Genomic DNA, 17131 nt, shown 5'->3' with positions numbered 1-17131 from the left:
TACACCTTCAGATGAAAACAAACAATATAAAAGCTAAATCAAATGGGGTAATGAAAACTAAGAATTAACAGTACACCCAAGTCAGCGGCGTAACCGATTCTATTGGCGACGCAGTTGCTGCTTTGGTTCACGACTCCAATTTTCCATCTTTTTAATTGGCTTGTCAGATGTCCAGACAGGGGTGAGCCCGAAGCTTTTAGGAGCAACGCTCCTATCGGGTGAACGATTCGCCATGGATGGCGAAGCTGGCTGAGGCACCAGCGACGGGTTTAAACTCCGTTTTGAATTATAAGTTTTCGAAGAGCTTACATAGAGAAGTGCTCTACAGGGACGTTACCTTTCGCGGTTCTGGCGTTGAAGTCGATCAAAAATATGGATCAAAAAATTGGTTGGAAGGCGGCTTCTTTTGCGTACTTTTCTTAGCTGTTGAAGAAAAGTCTGTCGGGCCTCATGGATGAGGCTTGAAAAACGTCATGGATGACGGTGAGCGAAGCGATTGCTTAGCACACGCAATGTGTATGCAGCGAAGCTGTACTGTGTGGCCGAAGGCCATAAATAAGCGAAGCGCATGCCTTACTTACCGACTCAAGTCACCCAGAGCATCGACGACTGACACTGGATTAATGACATGGATGTCATTCAAGTGAAAGCCGCGTCGGGAACGCATTTTCACGACCAGTGCTAGGCGAGACGCGCAAGGATGAGTGACTTGCCGGAGGGCGGCCTTTCTTGGTGACTTCTTTTGGCTGTTGAAAAGAAGTTACTGGCTCGTAGGGACGAGAGTCATACTCGTCATGGATGACGATAAGCGAAGCGCATAGTGAGCAACGCGATTGCTTGGTGCACGCAGTGCGTAACGCAGCGAAGCTGTGCCCTGTGGCCGAAGGCCATAATTAAGCGCAGCGTAATCTCAGTGTGCGCAGCACATAAACAAGCAACGCGTTTGCTTAACGCACAGCGTAACGCTTATCAAGCTCACTCACCCCTAATCCACTTTTCTTGGTCACTGCCAATTGCGCTACGATGCGCTCTTTCATGGCTTCAACATGACTGATGACCCCAATCATTTTGCCCGAGGCGTGCAGGTTATCCAGTGCATCCAAGGCTATATCCAGTGTTTCACTGTCTAGGGTGCCAAAACCTTCGTCTAAAAACAGGGAGTCGATGCTGGTCTTGTGACTGACCAGTTCTGATAGCGCCAGTGCCAGTGCTAAGCTGACCAAGAAGCTTTCGCCGCCGCTGAGGGTCTTAGTGTCGCGCTGAATATCCCCTTGCCAGGTATCAATCACGCTAAGGGCTAAACTGGCATCGGCTTTGCGCTTGAGTAAATACCGGCCGTGCAAGCGCTCTAGTTGTTTATTGGCCAGGTACATCAAATTATCAAGGGTGAGGCCTTGGGCGAACGTGCGGAACTTGTCCCCTTTTTGGGAGCCAATCAACGAATGCAGATAATGGATATGTTCAAATTCACTGCGCTGTAATTCAATTTGACTAAATAGATTTTGTTGTTCGCTGCTGCGCTGTTTATCGAAATTCAACGCTTGGCTGATTTCACCTTCACGCTTGTTCCCCTTGTGTTGCTCTTCGGTCAGGGCATTTAAGGCTTCAATAACCGCATCGCGCGTTTGTTGTTGCCACTGGGTGGCATTGTTGTGTGCCAACAGCGTTTTGACTTGGGTGCTAGCTTGCTCAAGCAAAGCCTGATATTTTGCTAGGTTGTCGTCCAGGGTTTGTTTGAGTGTTTGTAATGTCGCTCGGGTGGCTTCATCAAGTAAGGCGGCTTCAAAGGCTTGCTGGTCGGCAAAGGGGCTGGCTAGGAGCTTGGTTTGCCATTCGTTTTGCCGCGATTGTAGGCGGGTTTGGTTTTGCTGTAGCTGGGTTTGGGCGTTTTGTACGTTAGCTAAATGGGTATTGTGTTCCTGCTCTTTTTGGCGCATTTGCTGCTGAGCGTGTTCGTGGCGCGCTTCTAATGCGCGCAGCGTTTCGCTTAATGTCTCGCGCTCTGTTTTAACCGATTTATCAGCAAACAAGCCAAAGCGTTTAGTACTTAGGCTCTCAAGTTGTGCGCGTAACGTTTGGCGTTGCTGCTCAATAGCGGTTAGCTGACTCTTGATGTCGCCTGATAGGCTGAGCTTATGTTGCTGGGCGCTGGTGAGTTTGTCTATTTGCACCGTCGCCTCATTGCGCTGATTGGCGTGGTGTTCCCACTGCTTGGCGTCTTGTTCTTTGCTCGTTAGCCATTGAAGCAGATTACCTGCCTCGGGTGGGGTATAGCCGTGTTGCTGAATATGCGCTAACAAGCTTTGGCTCAATGAAGTTAATGTCTCACCGGCCTGTTGCATGTCGTTGCTGCGATTTTGCACACTGTTTTCTAGGTTTTTCGCTGACTGCTGCGCCAGCAATAAGGCTGAGCTAGCACTTTGACTCTGGCTTTGACTGTGTTGCCATTTTTCTTTGCTGACTAACAAAGTACGAGCTTGCGTTTTTAACTTTTCTATCTGCTTTTGTAACTGCTGAATTTGCTGGTTGAATTGATTTTCAATGGCTATCAGCGAGTCAGCATTATCAATAGTAAGTTGCAGGTTAGTTTGTTGATCAGATAACGGGCTTAGGGCTTGGCACATCTCAGGCCATGCTTGGCTTAATTGTGCTTGTTGGGTACTGAGCCAATCGATACGTTGCCTCAGGTCGGTTTCACCGCGCAGAAAGGCATCTAGTTTTGCGCGTATTTCTTTGCCTTGCTCTTCTAACTGGGCCAGTTCGCTTTCCTGTTGTTGTTTTTGCGTAACGGTATCAGGAATATCCACCGCCATTTCAGATGCCAGCGGGTGCTCTTTGGCGCCGCACAAAGGGCAGGGGTGTTCATCTTTTAGGGCAGCGCGAAAGTGAATTAACTGCTCTTCTTGGCTGATAAGTTGGCTAAGCAGTTTCACTTGCTGGCTTTTGGCCAAATACTGACGTTTTATAACTTCTCGTTCATTGCTCAGGTTTTTTTGTTGCGCTAGGTTATCAGCGAGCTGAGTCTGTTTTTCGGTTAGCTCTTGGGTTTGCTGTTGCCATTGTTGCTGAGTGTTTTTTAACGCCAATAGTGACGGCGTTAAGCTTTGTAATGTACTGAGCTGCCGCTCTTGGGTGTCAAGCGCGCCATGCTCTTCAAGCTTGGATAACAGTTTGGTTTGTTGCTGAAACTCGTTTTCCAATTCACGGGTTTGTTGATTAATTTTTTCATGTTGCTGCTGGTTAAGCTGAGCGTCTTGCTGGGCTAGGTGTAATTGCCTTTGTTCTTGTTTACACTTTTCAGCCAGTTGCTGATAACTCGTTTGTTCTTTTTTGATTTGTTGCGCTTGCAACTGCCACTGACCTAAATACTGTTTCAGTGCTTCATCAGAGGGACGAGCGGTTAAGTAGTCATTGGCTTGTTTTAACGATTGCTGCTGACTATTAATCCCCGCCTGGGTGTTTTCAACATCTTGCACAAGCTGTGCATGTTTTGTACTCAACTGAGCGTGTTGCGCGTTGGTTTGGGTGAGCTGGTCTTGGTGTTGACGTATTTCGTTATCTAGGGGAATAACCTCTTCGTTGAGCAAGGTTTCTTGTGCGTGATATGCCGCCTTGATTGCCTGAAATTCATTACTCACTGCCACACTTACGGTTTTACTTTGCGCTAAGCTAGCGTCACTTGTTTGCAGTTGCTGCTGGCTTTGATTCAAGGCCTTTTCGTCGTTGATGCACTGGGCTTGAGCGTCGGTTAATAACTCAAACGGCGCTCGCAGCGCTTCACTCGGGTGGCTGTTGGCCAGTCGTTGTAAGGCCTCTTTTTGCTGCTCTTTTTCGTGTTGAGCTTGGGTCAGCTGCAGTGTGGCTTGCTGTTGTGCACTTTGAGCGGAGTCAAGTTGTTGCCACCAGTTCACATGCTCTTGTTTAGCACTTATGTGTATTTGGCGCTCTTTTTGCTGCCCATGTAAGTCTTGCTGTTCATCCATTAAGGCTTGCTTTTGATCTTCGCTTAGCAACTGTACCCCTTTGGCTTGGGCTTCAAGCTCGGCTAACTGTTGTTTCGCTTGGCTGTAATGTTGATGTACGCGTTCAGAGATCAAGCCGTAAATTTCAGTGCCTGTGAGTTCTTCTAATAGCTCGGCGCGCTGTTTTTCGTCAGCATTTAAAAACGCCGCAAACTCCCCTTGAGAGAGCATCATGGATTTAGTAAAACGACCGAAATCAAGCCCGGTGATTTGCTCTATCAGCTCAGACTTTTTCTTAATTTGGCTAGCCAGCACTTTTTCGGTGGCAACGTCTCCTAGCTCCACCACCGCCGCTTGCAGCTTACCGTCTGGCTTGCCGTGTGAGCGCCTCATACTCCAAAAGGCGCGATAGGCTACGCCTTTTACTTCAAATTCCACTTCGGCACTGCATTCGGCCGTGCCTCGGGTCATGATCTCGTTGTTATTGGCCGACAGCGCCCCTAAGCGCGGGGTTTCATGGTAGAGCGCTAAGCAAATGGCATCCAGCAAGGTGGTTTTGCCTGCTCCAGTAGGGCCGGTGATAGCGAACACACCGTTATCGGCAAAAGGCGCTTGGCGAAAGTCTATTTTCCATTGGCCTTTTAATGAGTTGAGGTTGCTAAATTGCAGGCTAAGTATCTTCATTATTTAGCCTCCTGATGGCGCACTTCTTCCACTATTTCACTAAAGGTATGGCGAATTTTCGTTAAGCGAGTTTGGTCTTGCTCTCCTTCAAAATGTTCAAGGGCGAGGCGCTTTTCAAACACATCGAAGGGGGTTAGCTCTGCCAGTGTTTCGTTGTTAACTTGGTTTAACCCTTGGCTTGCTTTGGTGCGGGTGCGACGTAATTGCAGCACTTCCACATTGCGCCCCTCGGTCAAGGTTTGAATGCTTTGCTGTAAATCGCTTAAGTAGTCTTGCACGTCAACATGAATGCACAGCCAAGTGGGCTTTACTGAGGTGGGCACTTGCGGTTTGCTGGGATTGTTAGCTTGGCCGTCATCCTCAGCGCTAGTTCTTTCCGTGAGAAGGGGAAACGCTGTCAGTTGCGTTTTTATGCTCTCCAAATCCCCTTTGAGCATGGCCATAGGTTGAAACATCGGAATATCCAACGGGGCGATGGTGCGCTGACCTTGCTGGTCAAACGCTACGATCACCACTTGTTTCTGTGATTTAAGCTCGTCAAAACTCAGGGGGATAGGCGAGCCGCTGTAACGGATGTGCTCAGATTTAGCGACCATTTGCGGTCGGTGAATATGGCCAAGAGCAATATAATCCGCTGGGGGGAAACCATCAGCCGCAAAGCCGTCTAATGTGCCGATGTAAATTTCTCGCACGGATTCCGATTGACTTACCCCTAATGCCGTTAAATGCCCAGTGGCAATAATAGGAATATGAACGCTCGTGCTGCTGACGTTGCGATTACCTTGAACTGCATTGCCATTGCCATTATCGGCAAGTTGATTACGACGTTCAACGGCAAGCTGAAAAATGCTGGCGTAATGGGCTTTTATGGCATCGCTTAGGGCAAGCTTTTTGTCTTCGCTGGTTTCACCTGCTCGGCTTTGTAGCACGTCACGAGGGCGAATAAACGGAATAGCGCACAATATAGCGCCTACACGGCCTGTAGCGTCAGATAGTTCGATGACTTGTTGCTCCAAGTTATCCGTGGAGTTGGCTATAACATGGGTGTGCAGGCAGGCGAGTAACTGCTTAGATTCATTTAGGGTTGATACAGAATCGTGATTGCCCCCTAATACCACTAAGGTGCAGCTGAGCTTGCTTAGTTCCACCACAAACTGATTGTACATTTGACGGGCATAGCTTGGCGGCGTGCCGGTATCAAAAATATCTCCCGCGACAATAACAGCATTAATTTTTTGTACTTGGATCACGTTAAGTAACCAGTCTAAAAAGGCTTGATGTTCGTCTTTGCGACTTTTAGTGAAAAAGTTTTGCCCTAGGTGCCAATCAGAGGTGTGTAGAATTTTGATATGCCAAGTCCTTTGTGGTTTTACGAATGACAAATTGCAGCGCGTCAGGTTACTGCAGCAGTTTACTGATACCGCCCACTGATACACAGTGCGGGATAAAGCTTTGATATGCGATATGCGATATGCGATATGCGATATGCGATATGCGATATGCGATATCCGATATCCGATATAAGTGTACTGCATCAGTGCTTAGCAAGGTAGATGTTCACACTAGATGAGTAGGAAAGAGAGCAAAAAGGAGAGTAAAAAAGAGAGCAAGTAAAAAAGCAGTAAAACTCTTCTTTTGCACAGCGTTGCCATTCTGTGAGCACCGACACGATTGATGACAAGATTGAAAACAAAACCTGTTTGCAGCAGGTGTTGGTATTTGGCCGACGTTCGGGGTGTTTAATAGCTATTTTACTTCTTTTCAAAGACGTTAAGTCTTTGATTCTGATGCTTAGTTTATCAATATTTTTCTCTAAATTTGTAACCAAGTATGTGGAAGTGCACCGTGGAGTGATTTTCGTGTTAATAGTGTTGCAGCCTAGGCAACTGGGCAACCACATCACCTGTGATAAAAACAATAATAAATCGTACTTCTGGCCGGACAGAAAGCAATAACAGAAGACGGTGCAGTGTTGATTACTCCACATTGACATTGGGACATGCAACACAATGAAAAAAACACATACCTTCAAAGCCAAAGATCAGTGGTTAAAAGTCGCATTAATGATGAGTGCATCATCTGCAATTTTGAGCGGAGCAAACGCTTACGCTCAGGAGCAAACGACTGAAGCTGCAGATGATTTAGAAACAATCAGTGTTATCGGTTCACGTCGATTAGGGCGCACGGTTGAAGATAGCCCAGTGCCTATCGACATCATTGGTGCCGATTCACTTAGCACTACTGGGCAAACTGAAACCAATATGATTCTGGGCAACTTGTTGCCAAGTTTTAACTTTCCTCAACCGTCATTGACCGATGGCACCGACCACGTTCGACCCGCACAACTGCGCGGTTTAGCGCCGGATCACACGCTAGTATTGGTAAACGGTAAGCGTCGCCATTCAAACGCGCTGCTTAACCTTAATGGCTCCACCGGGCGTGGTTCGTCAGCGGTTGACTTAAATGCGATCCCTGCTAACGCCATTGAGCGTATCGAAGTATTACGCGATGGCGCAGCAGCGCAATATGGCTCTGATGCGATTGCGGGGGTTATCAACATTGTATTGAAAAGTGCCAGCAGCGGTGGCTCGGCGTCAGTCACGTACGGTGCGAACGTAACGACCATGGATGGTGTGCCTGATTTAAAAGACGTCGGCATTGATGATAACGGCGATCTTGCCTTTACCGAAGGTGGCGATCGCGAATTAACCGATGGTCAAACCGCTACCATGCGTGCCAACATGGGGTTTGCGCTAGGGGATGACGGTTTCTTTAACCTGTCAGCTGAATTTCGTGATCGCAGCGCCAGTAATCGCTCTGATTATGATCAACGAGAAAACTATTCGCGTTTAGAAGATGGCTCGTTAGATCCCCGCGAACTCACATGGGATCGCTACAATCATAACTTTGGCAATGGCGATGTTGAAGACATGGCGGTGTTTTATAACGCGGGCTTTGAGCTAAACGAGAACGCAGAAATATATTCATTTGGTTCGTACAGCACCCGTGAAGGGGAAGGTGGAGGTTTTTATCGCCGTGCCCAAGACAGCCGCAACATCGAAGCTATTTACCCCGATGGCTTCTTACCTATTATAACCTCTGACATCAATGATTATTCATTTGCCACGGGTGTAAAAGGGTTTATGAGTGATTGGAACTACGATCTCTCTGCCGTATACGGTGAAGATGAGTTTGAGTTCGGCGTGAAAAACAGCTTAAACACCTCACTAGGGCCAACGAGCCAAACGGTGTTTGATGCCGGTACGCTGATTTACGACCAACTGACCATTAACCTAGACCTTAGCCGCGAAATTGATGTGTCTGGCCTAGCCAGTGGCGTCAACGTGGCGGTAGGTGCTGAATATCGCCGTGAAGGCTACGAAATTGAAGCCGGTGAAGAAGCGTCTTATGTTCAAGGTACCTTTGGTGGCTCTGCGGGCTCACAGGTATTTCCTGGCTTTACCCCCGAATCAGCCGGTGACAACAGTCGTCACAACGTCAGTTTATACGTGGATTTAGAAGCCTATATCACGGACAACTGGAATGTGACTGTAGCTGCTCGTTATGAAGATTATTCTGACTTTGGCTCAACGGTAAACGGCAAGTTTGCCACCCGTTACACGCTGACAGAAGAAATAGCTCTGCGGGCGTCAATATCCACTGGCTTTAGAGCGCCATCGTTGCAGCAGCAGTATTTCACTTCTATCGCGACGGTATTTGTAGACGGTGAACCAACTGAAACTGGCACGTTTGCACCCAACAGTGATGTGGCAAAAGCGTTAGGCTCACCTGGATTGGATGCTGAAGAGGCGGTGAACTACGGCGCGGGTATTACTTGGTCACCAGATTCAAACTTCAGTGTGTCAGTAGATTACTACAATATCAAAATTGACGATCGTATTGTGTTGTCCAATAACTTGTCCGGTGAGGGAATTGAAACCTTACTAGCAGGTACGGGGGCAAACCGTGCGCGCTTCTTCTTGAATGCCATTGACAGCGAAACATCAGGGGTTGATGTGGTGGCGTCGTACAATACTGACATTCAAAACTGGGGTGATGTGGCCTTTAATGCGGGCTTTAACTACAACAAAAATGAAGTGACTGACATCATCGACCCACCTGCGGTACTTGCTGGTGCTGGCGTGGATCAAGGCAACTTGTTCTCGGATGTTGAATTGCGCCGTTTTGAAGTGGGCTCACCCAAAACCAAGCTCAACTTAAGTGCAGTGTGGACCATGGATGAGTGGCACGCAACACTGCGCACAACACGCTACGGTGAAACGCAAGAGCCATCAAGTGACCCAGCTACCAATGAAGTATTGCCCGAAAAATGGGTCACAGATTTGGACGTTGGTTATGACGTAACAGACAACCTAACGCTAACATTAGGGGCGAACAACTTATTTGATGTTTACCCTGATACTACCCGTGAATTGGTGGAAGATGTGGGTACGTTCTCACGCTTATTCCCTTATTCAGGGTTTTCACCGTTTGGTTTCTCAGGCCGTTTTGTTTACGGTAAGGTATCTGTCACGTTCTAATATTGCGCTGTAAAAGCGACCTTAGCTTGGAAACAAGCATTTAGGGCAAGCAATAATGAAGTAGACTATTTGTATCGGGCTCAGTGCAAACTGCGCCCGATTTTTTATGTCATTTAAACGCTTGGCTAAGGTTTTAAAGCGCCGTGCTAAATGCGATTACTCAGGGGTTTCAACACTTAGGTGGTAACCGGAATACTTACGCATGTTGATCACGCGATCCCCATCTAACATCAAGTATTGGCCTTTAATGCCTTGTAGTACGCCACTGAAAGACAGTTCTTTGTCTAGATTGATGGACTTTACTTTTTCTGGATATTGGTCCACTGGGTAATGAATATCAACCGCGGGTAAATCAAGAATATCGATGGCTTGAAAACCATACTCTTCGGTAATTTCGTCTAATTGATCTTCTATTTCGGTGATGAGATCTTCTTTTAATTGCTGTAAATCGGCAGTGTCAGGTTGGCTTTTAAGCATGGTGCGCCAATTGGTTTTATCCGCAATAAACTCTTTCATGGCAGTTTCGACTAAACCACTTGTTAGGCGGTTTTGCACTCTCATGATGGCCATCGCCTGAGTGGCACCTTGGTCGAGCCAGCGACTTGATACTGCATCGCTGACATGACGAGTAATCCCCACTTTAATCGTCCCCGTATTGGCTAGATATACGTAATGATCTGACAGGCAATTTGCTTCGCCCCAGCTAGGTTCACGGCAGGTGCCGGCGTCATAATGGCAAAGTTCAGGCTTGATAATACAGGTGTCGCACTGTGCCAACGTCGTTAGGCAGCGGTAACAGTAGCCTTGATTGAAGCTTTTCTTGGTTTTTGCTTGGCAATGCACGCAGTTGATCTGGTTATCGAAACTGACGTTAAGCGCTTTACCGATCAGCGGGTTCATATCAATGAGTTGCTCGCCTATGGGCAATTGATATTGGGCAAGATGCTCAGCATCGGTGGATACGCGCATTTTGCGAATATTACCTTGGTAAATGGTCATGTTGTTCTGGTCCTGTGTACGAAATTGACGCCGAATAACGGTAGGGCGTTAACAGCTCGCTATTGTGACAGCCTAAAGCCTTGATTGCCAAAGTAACCATAGGGCAAAATGAGGATCTATCTTGATTCACCGTGTTACTTGCTAGCAAGGCGCCCATGCAAACTCAATTATTGACTAGATTACGCGAGTACTTTGACGACCCTAAGCTTGAAAAACGCGAGCTACTGCAGAATTTGTGGAGCGAGTACGGTGAGATTGCCCGTTACGATAGCCCTAAGCTAGGCAAGAGCGTGATTGTGAAGCATGTCGCGCCGCCCTCCAAGGTGCACCATCCTCGAGGGTGGCACAGTGAGGTGGGGCACCAACGTAAAGTGCGCTCCTACCAAGTAGAAGCCGAGTTTTACCAATTTTTCGCTGGGCGTTGTGATGAGACGTGTTATGTACCGCAGTTTATCGGGTTGATTAAATCAACGAACCACCCAGAGACGCAAACCTTGATCATGGAGGACCTGAAAAGTAGTGGTTTTGATTTGGTATATGCACGGGCTACGGAAACGCAAATTAAAACAGTGCTGAGTTGGTTAGCGCATTTTCACGCGCGTTTTATCAACATAGACACATCGACATTGTGGCCCGTTGGTTGTTACTGGTATTTGGCTACTCGCCAAGCTGAGTTTGGCGTAATGCCGCAGGGCGAGCTCAAGGACAATGCCCAGCGTATTGATGAGGCACTGAACAATGCGCGTTTTCAAACACTGTTGCATGGCGATGCAAAACTAGCGAACTTTTGCTTTAGCGCTAGTGAAACCGTTGCCGCAGTGGACTTTCAGTACGTAGGCAGGGGAATAGGCATCAAGGATGTGATGTATTTCTTAGGCAGTTGTGTGACTGGCCCTGTGCTATTCGAAAAACACGATAGTTATATTGATTATTATTTTGCGCAGTTTAGAGCGGCGATTCTTTCTTCAGATACACGAGGGGTCCAAAAGCGCTGGGTTGAAGAGCTAGAGCAAGAGTGGCGAGGGTTGATACCACTTGTATGGGCTGACTTTCATCGTTTTTTGCTCGGCTGGAGCCCGGAGCATGTGAAAATAAACGAATTTATGCAAGGGCAGACGGCAAAGGCGTTGAATAGGTGTACGTGAGCAGCCGCGCTATTCCGCTATATTGGCGTAGCCAAACGGTTTGCTACTTCCAAGTGATAGGGCTTAAGTTTGCTTTTTGCGCTAACAGGCTTACGGAATTGATGATTAAGATTGTACGTTAGGGCTAATCATTACAGTATTGAACATCGTGAATTTACGTTAGTACGTCCAGCTGGGATAGATGACGTTAACATCCGCATTTTTAGCATAGTTACCATGCATACTTGAGACATTTATTTTTTATGAGTCATTCTCTTTTGGTTTCGAACATCCGCCGAGCATTAAAACTAAACTTCATCCCTGCCATGTGTTTACAGTTGATAGCATTAGGCATTGGTTTAAGCTTTTTCTATTGGCCTGCAAGCGAACCTGTGTTTAATTTTTTCGCCGATCTCAAATCGCACTATGGTGTGGTTTACGCTGTGATGTCTACTGGGGTGTTCGGCGGCTTACTGCCTTTTATGTACTTAAGCTTATCCGGTCAAATTCATTTTAAGCCTGTCCGGCAGTTAGCATTTTATTGTTTACTTTGGGCCTTTATGGGTTGGTTAGTAGATGCATTCTATGGTTTGCAAATTACCTTGTTTGGCAATGGTACTGATGCCGTTACCCTGATCCAAAAAATCGCTTTCGACCAGTTTGTGTTTAGTGCGTTGTTCACATGCCCACTGCTGACGCTTTGTTATCAATTCAAAGATGCGCATTTCAATGTACGTCGTACCATGCAGCTATTGGATAAACGACTGTTATTACTCTACTTACCCACTACGATAGTGACGAATTGGTTAGTATGGATACCCTCTGTCTTGCTGATTTATTTGATGCCGCCAGCGTTGCAACTTCCACTGTTTAACTTGGTGCTGTGCTTCTTTGTCTTGGTGCTTGCTATATTGAATAGCGAACCTCCTAAGGCCCCTCATCCAGTGCCCGAGTCCGTGCAGCCCGGCCGATAGTTTATGCCCTAAGTTTGCGTTAATAATTCTCTGATACCCTTTGGGTGGTTGCTCACTATAAAGGACGTTATCTCTGTGCGTGTTGCTTCTATCGTGTATTTTTGTATTCCGTTGTTCTTGATGTTCGCTTGTCAGTACGGTGGTATTGACCAGTATTTATCCGCAAAATTTTATGTTTACACCGATGGTTGGCAAACAAAAAATAGTTGGTGGTTAGATACGGTCGCTCATAAAGGCGGGCGCTACCTAGTGAGCATATTGATTCTGTTATTGCTTAGCCTAACCTTTGTAAATTATTGGAAAGGCTTTGGTCTCCCTTGGCAGCGTAAAGTCGGAGTGTATTTATGTGTTTCTACTTTAGCGGCCATTGGCACGGTTTCCTTGCTAAAAGGAGTCACTACTTTGCCATGCCCATGGGATATTAAAGGCCTGGGGGGACAAGGGGAGTATGTGTATTTAACTGACATATTTAGCACTCAATTAGATATTGGTCATTGTTTCCCCGCAGGACACGCGTCAGGAGGCTATGCATTTTTTAGTCTTTATTTCGCCGCCAAAGTTTGGCGCGCAAAGACGCCCTGTAGGGGCAAAGCTAATCTATGGTTTCTGCCTGGCATGCTACTTGGTCTGTGTTTTGGGCTTGCCCAGCAATTGCGCGGTGCACACTTTATGTCTCATGATATTGCTAGTGCTTTAGTTTGTTGGTGTGTTTGCGCTTTCATTCTTAAGCTGTTTTTCGATCATAAAAAACGTTCAGTACTGGGCGAAACTGGATAATGGTTATGACTCATTCATTCGGGAAAACATTCTCATCTTTACTGTTAGGTATGTATGCATATTCCATCAAATAAATTGAACGGCACCGGTCTGAGACGCATAGTAAAAGCCGCTGAATGTTCTTTTAAAGGACTCAAGGCGGCGTGGTTGTATGAATCAGCGTTTCGCCAAGAATTATTACTATGCGCATTTCTCGTTCCTTGTTCGTTTCTGTTGAAACAATCTTCGTTGCACTGGTTAGCCCTGACGATCAGTTTACTGTTCTTATTATTTTCTGAAATTGTCAATTCTGCACTAGAAGCATTGGCTGACAGTATTTCTCTTGAACATCATCCACTCATTGGGAGAGCGAAGGACATGGGGTCTGCTGGAGTGTTTATTGCTATGACCATAGTTGGTCTGATTTGGGGGGAAGCGCTTTGGCGTTACATCGCGTAAGGCTTTAGACCTTTTGTGGCCAACATCTGACTATAAAAATACGCCAATTTAGTATTGACCGTAAATCAGTATTAACACGTCGAGCGTTATCCGGTTTGTTATAAATCGAGCTTCTGCTATTTAATTATCATACTTATTCAAAATTAGACCACTTTAGTTATCCTTTGAGCTTGGGAATTACTGTATACTTTTTGGTAATTTAACTTCTCCTTTATTCAGGAGGGTTTCAGTTGCATTTGAAGCGGAGACTCAATTCTTCTTTGCTAAATTGCGCAGTTCAACTTTAGCGTTTATTCTTCATATAAGAGTTCAGGCGCTGTCTTCATGCCCGCACTGTTGCTCATAGGCGCGATATTGATTATTAAAGATAGGCAAAGCTTATCTACACTAACCAAGAGGCAGTCAATTTAGTACTATGATAGTCCATCAAGAAGCCATAAAAGACGCTGTGTATCAGTTGTTTGACGAGGTAGATGCTCTTTCTGTTCAAGGATACGATGAAGAGCGGAATGTGATTTACTGGAATTTGGGCAGCGAGTTACTTTATGGCTATAGCGAAGAAGAAGCGTTAGGTAAGAAACTCGAAGATCTCATTTTTCCCGACTTTATGCGTGAACCCGTTATTGCCGCCCACACTGATTGGATCAATAAAGGCATTAAAATTCCTGCTGAAGAACTGACATTGCGCCATAAAAATGGTGGCGATGTTAACGTATTTTCGAGCCATGTTTTGTTCACAAATGAACACAATAAGCACGAAATGTACTGCATTGATATCGATCTCGCCGACGTACGACAAGCCCAAGCGCAAGCAAAATTTAAAGACAACATGCTTGAAGCGGTCTTTGAGGCCACCCCTGATTTGTTCTTCTTGATGGAAGAAGACGGCACCATCATTGATTCTCATGGGGGGGATGACAAATATCTCGGTGCATCGCCAAGTGAATGCGTCGGACGCACCATTACAGATTTGTTTCCACGCAAGGTGGCACGCAAGTATACGCTATTTAATAAAAGGGTGGTTGAGCAAGAGGGTATTTCTACCTTTGAATATGAACTCACTTTGCCAGACGGTATTCGCTACTTCGAAGCAAGACTGAGCCATGTTAAGGCGTACAACCAAATAGTAGTGATCGTTCGCGATATCACTGAGCAGCATAAGGCGGCTCAAACGATACGCCATCACGCTTATTACGATAGTTTGACCTTGCTGCCGAACCGCTTCTTGTCTCTGGATCGTTTATCGCAAATGCTTAAAGAGGCGCAAAGAAACAAAGAAAAAGCCGCTCTGCTATTTCTAGATCTAGACGACTTTAAGAAAGTGAATGACTCATTAGGCCACGAAGTAGGCGACAAACTCCTAGTTGAGGCGGCTAACAAGCTAACCTTGGCCTTGCGAAAGGCGGACACGGTAGGGCGCTTAGGGGGGGACGAATTTATCGTGTTGTTACGGGCACTTGCTGGTGATAACGATGCAAAGGAGGTGGCCGAAAGCCTACTTCGGGTATTCAGAGACCCGTTTCTAATTGATGGTAAGGAGCTGATCCTGACCTTGAGTATTGGCATTGTAACGTATCCCGAAAACGGCAGCAGTGCCTCTGATTTATTACGCCATGCTGATGCTGCCATGTACCAATCTAAATTATCAGGACGAAATACGTATTCATTTTACACAAAAGAAATGAACGCCATTATGTTGCGCCGTTTCGAAATCGAAGGGCAGCTCAATCAAGCGCTTCAGCGTAAAGAGTTTGAGGTGTTTTACCAACCCAAATTTAGTGTGCAAAATAGAAACGTAATCGGGGCTGAAGCATTAATTCGTTGGCGTAATCCGATATTGGGTAATGTGCCGCCTGACGAATTTATCCCCATTGCTGAACATACCGGGTTAATTGTACCCATTGGTAAATACGTTATTGAACAAGCTCTAGAGTTTTTGCGGGAGTGGGCGAGTATTCATAATAAAAACTATACCATTGCGGTCAATTTATCGCCGCGGCAATTTAGGGACAAAGAGCTAATTAACTTTATTTTATCGGCATTGAGCAAAGAGGAAATCTCGCCGCAAAATTTGGAGTTTGAAATAACGGAGGGAGTATTAATGGTTGGTAATGCCTATGTGGAAGAGGCGCTGGAAGAGCTTCACCAGTTAGGTGTGAAATTATCGATGGACGATTTTGGTACAGGGTACTCTTCACTGAGTTATTTGCGTCGCTATTCATTTGATATTTTAAAGATAGACCGCAGCTTTATTGATGGCATCACTGTGAATAAGGAGGACTTTGATTTAGTCAAAGCAACCATCGCAATGGCGCATAGTTTAGACCTTGAGGTCGTCGCTGAAGGAGTTGAAACTCATGAGCAACTTATGTTGCTAGATAAACTCGGCTGCGACTTAGTTCAAGGCTACTATTTTAGTAAACCGGTACCAGCTCAAGCCTTAATCGATTATAGATATCCGGCAAGCTAAACATTCTGGTAGTGAATAACCTAATATGAACGCGGCGTTGGTAGGATATTAGCTGCGCTAACAGCATTAAATTGACAGCTTCTAGCTCAAATAGAAAGCCCTCTGACGAGGGCTTTCTATTTGAGTGGTATTAAGGGAGCATTTTCCGTCTTGTGCGTACCAGCGCCAACATGCCAAAACCAAAAAGCGCCAGTAAGGCGGGCTCAGGTACTGCTAAAGCGGCGAGTGCGGCAGAGGCAATAAGTTGGTGACCCACGGCAGTAGGGTGAACTGAGTCCCAAAGTAAGTACTCATCAGGGTTCGTACACACGGTCATATTTGCCGAGTCAACGCAAGGAGCTGATGCGTTCGTTAGATCATAATCACCGGGGTTCATTGATATATCTAAAAATGTGCTGAACACATCAAGTTGGGTGATGCTTAACCCGCTACTGATACCATCTAAACCATTTGCTAATGCGGCATTAAATTCAAAAGCCCAAGGCGCTGCAATGGGTAAATTCGGCACTAGAAAGTTCATAGCCCCCGCCATTGCTAAAGTGGTCACACTGTCAACAATGTTTTGCGCTGCATCGCCCGGGGTATAGGTGCCGACGGGATCATTTTGCAAAAAATCATTGCCACCTGCCCAGATAACATAGAGTGCATCGGTATCTGCCATGTCACTAGCGGCCCGGAGATAATTGTTTATTTGACCATCTAGTACTTGGTCACTGCGCTGGCCGCCTATGGCCCAATTTGTGCCGCCTGCATAAGCGGTAGTAGCTGACACCCCTAAATCAGTTGCTAAGTGCTCAACCCACACTGGGCCATTTGAGAACCGGCAATCAGCATAAGGTGGATCCGGACAGAAGCCAGGTGCCAGTGCAGCAAATGCGCCTGTGTCAGAAAGCGAATCACCGAACACATACATATCACTGATAGGCGTGGCGGATGCTGTTGAACTGACAAACATCAGTAGTGATGTTCCAGATACACACAGTGTTCTTCTAGTTTTTTTAAGTAAATAATTGAATCCACAGGACAGTGGCAGAGTCAGTTTGTTCATTGTTTCACCTCAGGGCGCTTCTATACTGCACAACGCCAATTATAATTTATTGTTGTTAGTATCCCGAGCGGGATAAGCATCAGCATAGAACATCCCAAAAGTGCACAGACGTTT

General features: G+C 46.2%; 10 protein-coding genes. 6 read left to right on the top strand and 4 right to left on the bottom strand.

The window, feature by feature from the left end:
- Positions 1-947: 947 nt before the first annotated feature.
- Entirely contained in the window at positions 948-4646 is a 3699-nt protein-coding gene (locus AC0VYA_RS17370) for an AAA family ATPase (protein WP_475489099.1), read from the bottom strand.
- Positions 4646-5995: an exonuclease subunit SbcD gene (gene sbcD / locus AC0VYA_RS17365; protein ID WP_475491088.1), complete on the bottom strand. Its 1350-nt coding sequence runs from the start codon at positions 5993-5995 to the stop codon at positions 4646-4648. The genes AC0VYA_RS17370 and sbcD overlap by 1 nt, the downstream gene beginning before the upstream one ends.
- Positions 5996-6655: 660 nt before the next feature.
- Between sbcD and AC0VYA_RS17360 the strand changes: the two genes are divergently transcribed.
- Positions 6656-9187, top strand: coding sequence for a TonB-dependent receptor plug domain-containing protein (locus AC0VYA_RS17360; protein WP_475489098.1), 2532 nt, complete (start codon positions 6656-6658; stop codon positions 9185-9187).
- Between the two features lie 156 nt (positions 9188-9343).
- Here the strand turns inward: AC0VYA_RS17360 and AC0VYA_RS17355 are convergent, their stop codons facing one another.
- Positions 9344-10186 carry a DUF2797 domain-containing protein gene (locus tag AC0VYA_RS17355; protein WP_475489097.1) on the bottom strand — a complete coding sequence of 281 codons (843 nt, stop codon included), beginning with the start codon at positions 10184-10186 and terminating at the stop codon, positions 9344-9346.
- A gap of 155 nt (positions 10187-10341) precedes the next feature.
- Between AC0VYA_RS17355 and AC0VYA_RS17350 the strand changes: the two genes are divergently transcribed.
- From AC0VYA_RS17350 to AC0VYA_RS17330, 5 genes are all read left to right on the top strand, one after another.
- On the top strand, positions 10342-11331 hold the full coding sequence (locus tag AC0VYA_RS17350) for a phosphotransferase (protein ID WP_475489096.1): 990 nt from the start codon (positions 10342-10344) through the stop codon (positions 11329-11331).
- 242 nt (positions 11332-11573) lie between these two features.
- Entirely contained in the window at positions 11574-12284 is a 711-nt protein-coding gene (locus tag AC0VYA_RS17345) for a hypothetical protein (protein WP_475489095.1), read from the top strand.
- A 75-nt stretch (positions 12285-12359) separates the two neighbouring features.
- A complete protein-coding gene (locus tag AC0VYA_RS17340; RefSeq protein WP_475489094.1) occupies positions 12360-13061 on the top strand; it encodes a phosphatase PAP2 family protein in 702 nt (233 codons plus the stop codon).
- 54 nt (positions 13062-13115) lie between these two features.
- Entirely contained in the window at positions 13116-13499 is a 384-nt protein-coding gene (locus AC0VYA_RS17335) for a diacylglycerol kinase (RefSeq protein ID WP_473475703.1), read from the top strand.
- A 415-nt stretch (positions 13500-13914) separates the two neighbouring features.
- Positions 13915-15969 carry an EAL domain-containing protein gene (locus tag AC0VYA_RS17330; RefSeq protein WP_475489093.1) on the top strand — a complete coding sequence of 685 codons (2055 nt, stop codon included), beginning with the start codon at positions 13915-13917 and terminating at the stop codon, positions 15967-15969.
- 130 nt (positions 15970-16099) lie between these two features.
- Here AC0VYA_RS17330 and AC0VYA_RS17325 read toward each other — a convergent pair whose 3' ends face one another.
- Entirely contained in the window at positions 16100-17017 is a 918-nt protein-coding gene (locus AC0VYA_RS17325) for an SGNH/GDSL hydrolase family protein (protein WP_475489092.1), read from the bottom strand.
- Between the last annotated feature and the right edge of the window lie 114 nt (positions 17018-17131).

Source organism: Paraglaciecola sp. QJM3NY_14 (genome assembly GCF_056173245.1).
This window is presented reverse-complemented; position numbering and strand designations above follow the sequence as displayed.

What these genes read in the sequence shown, in the direction of transcription:
- AC0VYA_RS17370 (WP_475489099.1), bottom strand. Translation starts at nt 4,646, where the DNA reads ATGAAGATACTTAGCCTGCAATTTAGCAACCTCAACTCATTAAAAGGC.
- AC0VYA_RS17360 (WP_475489098.1), top strand. Translation starts at nt 6,656, where the DNA reads ATGAAAAAAACACATACCTTCAAAGCCAAAGATCAGTGGTTAAAAGTC.
- AC0VYA_RS17355 (WP_475489097.1), bottom strand. Translation starts at nt 10,186, where the DNA reads ATGACCATTTACCAAGGTAATATTCGCAAAATGCGCGTATCCACCGAT.
- AC0VYA_RS17350 (WP_475489096.1), top strand. Translation starts at nt 10,342, where the DNA reads ATGCAAACTCAATTATTGACTAGATTACGCGAGTACTTTGACGACCCT.
- AC0VYA_RS17345 (WP_475489095.1), top strand. Translation starts at nt 11,574, where the DNA reads ATGAGTCATTCTCTTTTGGTTTCGAACATCCGCCGAGCATTAAAACTA.
- AC0VYA_RS17335 (WP_473475703.1), top strand. Translation starts at nt 13,116, where the DNA reads ATGCATATTCCATCAAATAAATTGAACGGCACCGGTCTGAGACGCATA.
- AC0VYA_RS17330 (WP_475489093.1), top strand. Translation starts at nt 13,915, where the DNA reads ATGATAGTCCATCAAGAAGCCATAAAAGACGCTGTGTATCAGTTGTTT.
- AC0VYA_RS17325 (WP_475489092.1), bottom strand. Translation starts at nt 17,017, where the DNA reads ATGAACAAACTGACTCTGCCACTGTCCTGTGGATTCAATTATTTACTT.